Source organism: Rhodococcus sp. (in: high G+C Gram-positive bacteria) (assembly GCF_049286785.1).
Taxonomy (GTDB): domain Bacteria; phylum Actinomycetota; class Actinomycetes; order Mycobacteriales; family Mycobacteriaceae; genus Rhodococcus_F.
Window position 1 is genome coordinate 1 of record NZ_JBAQEO010000595.1, and the last position, 4,280, is coordinate 4,280.

5 protein-coding genes are annotated in these 4,280 nt (G+C 61.0%); 2 read left to right on the forward strand and 3 right to left on the reverse strand.

Going from position 1 to position 4,280, the window contains the following annotated elements:
- Positions 1 to 105 precede the first annotated feature (105 nt).
- The 3 genes from WAW17_RS21860 to WAW17_RS21870 form a co-directional block, all read right to left on the reverse strand.
- Positions 106 to 537 carry a hypothetical protein gene (locus WAW17_RS21860; protein WP_422335009.1) on the reverse strand — a complete coding sequence of 144 codons (432 nt, stop codon included), beginning with the start codon at positions 535 to 537 and terminating at the stop codon, positions 106 to 108.
- Positions 538 to 691: 154 nt separating this feature from the next.
- Positions 692 to 1,558 carry an MlaE family ABC transporter permease gene (locus tag WAW17_RS21865; protein ID WP_422335010.1) on the reverse strand — a complete coding sequence of 289 codons (867 nt, stop codon included), beginning with the start codon at positions 1,556 to 1,558 and terminating at the stop codon, positions 692 to 694.
- A gap of 8 nt (positions 1,559 to 1,566) precedes the next feature.
- A complete protein-coding gene (locus WAW17_RS21870) occupies positions 1,567 to 2,379 on the reverse strand; it encodes an MlaE family ABC transporter permease (RefSeq protein ID WP_422335012.1) in 813 nt (270 codons plus the stop codon).
- A 948-nt stretch (positions 2,380 to 3,327) separates the two neighbouring features.
- On the opposite strand from WAW17_RS21870, the gene WAW17_RS21875 reads away from it, so the two are divergent.
- Together WAW17_RS21875 and WAW17_RS21880 are read left to right on the forward strand one after the other, a co-directional pair.
- Positions 3,328 to 3,522 (forward strand): hypothetical protein, encoded by a 195-nt coding sequence (locus WAW17_RS21875; RefSeq protein ID WP_422335011.1) that lies wholly within the window; start codon positions 3,328 to 3,330, stop codon positions 3,520 to 3,522.
- Between the two features lie 558 nt (positions 3,523 to 4,080).
- Positions 4,081 to 4,280 (forward strand): DUF427 domain-containing protein (locus WAW17_RS21880; RefSeq protein ID WP_422335013.1); only part of this gene is annotated, 200 nt, incomplete at its 3' end.

The window sequence follows — 4,280 nt, forward strand, 5'->3', positions numbered from 1 at the left end:
CGCCGTACCGTTCAAGTGGCGCTACACCACCACCGACCTACACCGACACCTCGAACGACTCGACCACCACGACCGAACCCTGCAAGCGGCATGACCCCCGACGAATTAACGAATCCACCCACTTAGCAACGGCGAGAGCGCGTCCGTGTATGCCAGGACCTGGTCGATGGCCGCCACGGTCGAATCGGTCAGGGTCCCGTTGGCAACAGCCGAGCCCTGTTCGATCATTCGCGCCATGGTGAAATCCCCGCCCGGTGTGGTGGCAATCCGATCGCCGCCGGCCAGCGGAAGACCACCACTGCCCGGGTCTGCGATCGACAACGCCGTGATGCCGAAGTAATTCGACGGACGGAAGTCCATCACGAAGTTCCGTGTCAATCCCTGTGCGAGATCCTTGTCCAACTCGAGACCGAGCGTGATTGCTCCGTCACTGCGGGCGACATCGGTCACCTTGCCGATACTGGCGCCGTGCAGCATCACCCTTGTACCGGTCTCCACGCCCGGACCCACGTACGCGGTGTCCACAACTACAGCCATGACGCCGGGGTCGTCAGGCGTCAATCTTGGAATAATCTGCGCCACTAATAGATACATGACAACGACCACCGCAACTGTAGCCAGGCCGACGTTGCGCAGAATACGACTCTGCGAGTCGGCCGTCCCTCTCAAGAATCCTGAGTACATCGCCGTCCTATCCCGTGAAGATCAATTCGGGGTGCAACCCCCACAGCACAACCGTCATAACCAGGTTCATCACGACGGTGGCGACCAGACTCGCCCGGATCGCCCGTCCCGATGCGCGACCAACTCCTTCAGGACCGCCGGACGCAAAGAACCCGTAGTAGCAGTGAATGATCGTGATCACCGCACAGAACGTGACAGCCTTGGCCAACGAACTCGCAACTTCCCCGACGTTTATGAACTGGGCGAAGTAATGATCGTATGTACCACTCGGTGAACCCCGAAATACCGTGACTACCGTCATGCAAGTTGCAAAGGCGATCGCCAGCGAGAGCAGAAAACCCGGTATCACACACAGCATTCCGCCGATCAGTCGCGTTCCTACGACAAAGGGGATCGCGCGGATGCCCAGCGTCTCGGTGGCATCGATCTCCTCGGAGATGCGCATGGCCCCGATCTCCGCCGTCATCCGGCAGCCGACCTGCGCGGCAAACCCGATCCCGGTCACCATCGGGGCCATCTCGCGGATGTTGAGAAAGGCCCCCACTACCCCGGTCAGCGCTCCGAATCCGATCAGTTCGAGTGCGTTGTACGCCTCGATTGCGATCGAGATACCGATTGCCACACCAAGAATGACCAACAGCGAAATGACCCCACCGTCGACGACGATCGACCCTCGACCCCAGGCCATGTTGTTCATGGTCTTGAGCGTCTGTTTCCGGTACGACCGCACGGTGATCGGTAGCATCACGATCGTCTGCGCAGTAAACAGCACCCATCGGCCGATTCCTTCGGTGACGGTGGATACATTCTTCGACAACAGCCGAGCTACCCAGACCGAGCGGGCAGTGGCCACGGAATTTCCTTGCTTCGGCATCAGTCCACCTAATTCGGGAAGAACAACGATTGAACCTGCGTTGCGACAAGATTCGTGACGAAGATGGCAACCACACTGAGCACCACCGAAGCGTTGACCGCATCCGCGACCCCTCGAGGACCGCCCTTTGCCTCCAGCCCCCTGATGCTGGCAATCACCACGACGAGGACAGCGAAGGTGATGGTCTTCCCGATCGCGAAGTACAGATCCGCCGGTGATGCAAAGGCCCCGAACGACTGCCAGAAGCTACCGGGAATAACACCGTTGACCGATACTGCAATCGAAAACCCTGCAAGCACAGCCGAGGCGATGATCACCACACACAGCACTGGAGCGATCAGGAGCATCGCCAGGAACCGCGGCAGGATCAGTCGCCTGACCGGATCGACGCCCATGACCCGCATTGCGTCGATCTCCTCTCGAATGGCGCGCGCCCCCAGGTCCGATGCAATCGCCGACGCGGCCGCACCGCCCATGAGAAGGCCTGCCGCAATAGGGGCGCCCTGCTGAATGATGCCGATACCACTCGCCGCGCCGGCGAGGGAGCTGGCGCCGACCTGATTGACCAGTCCTCCTACCTGGACCGATAATTCGGTTCCGAACGGTATCGCAATCAGGATGGCCGGTAGAGCTGTGACCTTCAGCAGGAGCCACGCCTGCTCCAGCAATTCGACCAACGGCAGCCGCAGTCGCACCGAGTCGAGGACCGCATACTTGACAATCTGCCCAGCGAGCTGGACGGATCTCCCGAGCGTAGCCAACGCATGCCTTGGCGTTGCGGTGACATACTCAACTGTTCTTGCCTGCAATGAAAGTGCGATCCGCACTGCGGGAGGAGGTTCTCTGTTCGACGACGTCCCCCAATCGTCATCAGAGCCCGAAGGCTCTCCCCTCGGACCACTCAACCCATCACGCGTCTCGGATCGACTCGCATCGAGTGCAGTCACATTTATCCAATCTGAGCCCGACCGATGTACTCGGGCCACTTGTCGGCTGGCGTCCTGATTTGTGTAAGCGCGTCCTGATCTGCCTAAGCGCGTCAGCACGCCGATCAAGCTCAGTTATTTAATCAATCCTTGATTATATTCTGCGCCGAAAAATTATGCGGGACATTCCCTCCAGGGGTGTGCCCCGCATCACACGATGAATCTAGCATAAGCTGACCTATGGTCAAGTAGTTCGGTTGACATCGAGCAAAGCTGTTGGCGCAGGGCAACTGGTTACGGTTCCGGACTCTGGAAGGAGGGCCCGGGCGACGCGACCCCGTTGTTCCCAACGGTGAGGCGTTCCGTCGCGACTGGCTCGACCAGAACAGGGAGACGGCCAAGCATTTCGCGGCACTGCGGACCGAGGCGAACGGACCCATCGTCCAGAACCCGGCGCTACTGTCGAAGTACCATGCCGCCTTCGGGGTGCGAGTCGCGAGAAACGGGTGTTCGATCCCCGGATGCTGCGAGCGCCACATCTGCGGGGGGTTGTGATGACGCGGAGGTCGCCTACTTCTGTCGGTCCGGGCTGTCTTTCGTCAATGCGCCGCACCTCCAGCAGATTCGGAATACTCCGCACCTGACGCCGGGCTGCTCACCCTGCCGCTGACCCTGTCGACCCTGGTCTGCGCCAAGGTAGCCGGCAGCTGGCAAGGACGTCCGGCGCCGCGTCGGCCTATCCTCACCGCGCACGCTGTGTTCGCTGTGTCAATGACATCGGTCGCGGTGTGATCGACGCCGAACTCCTCTATCGCGGTGTTTTCTGTCGCGTATGCAATGTCCGTGGCGGCCGCACTCCTCGTCGACGACACGCAGAAGAACCTTGCGGACGCGGCAACCGGCGCCGCCTTCACCGTCGGAATGCGGGTAGCTTTCGGCGCCAGAGCGATCCTGGCCCTCGTCTGCCTCACCCTCGCGAACCGATGTCTCCGGCCGGATACCGCGGAGCGCCGCCCGGCACACCTCTTGCCACAGTAGAACACTGAAACCCATAGTCCCACAGTTTGTTCCAAACAACCGTGTACACAACCAAGGAGAAGTTCGATGTCCGAAGGAGAGATTCACGAGCGTCCGCCCGGGGGCAAATTTCCCCCCTACATCGCTGCGCTCGAGGAGTGCCTTCGAGGTGGAAAATGTGGACATCGAGCTGGTCGAGCCCTGTGCCCACGACGTATCCGTCCAGCCCATCGAGGACCACAAGCTGGTGAGCGCCTTCGGTGGCCTGTACAGGGCTTCGAGAACGGTGAGGTGTCCTTCTGTCGCGTGCGAGCGGGGACAGTGAGCCGCGCCCAGGATTCACGCGCGGCGGTCAGGTCGTGGCCGAGGTCTTCCGTCCGCAGGCCCTCGAAGGCAAGCAGGTGGCCGTCAACTTCCACCACGGTTCGCACTACCTGGCGATCTGGTCAACAACCTCGTTCAGGTCTGAGTCGCTGAGCGCCCGTGCGCCCTTCCGGCTTCTTCAAGCATCAGGGGGGCGCACGGGCATCCGAGGTGCAACCATGGATGACACAGCTACCCGAGGTCTTGGAGAAGCCGATGTCTACAGCACTCACCCATGCCGCCGAGGTGCAGCAATCCGCGAAGAACGGCCACATCGCCCTCGAGCCCAATCACAAACGCATCCGTGTGTTGTTCGCCGGGCAGGTCGTCGCCGACACCACCCGCTCCGTCTACCTGTTCGAGAAGGGCCGCATTCCCGTCTACTACATTCCGCGCGCCGATGTCCGGACCGAGTT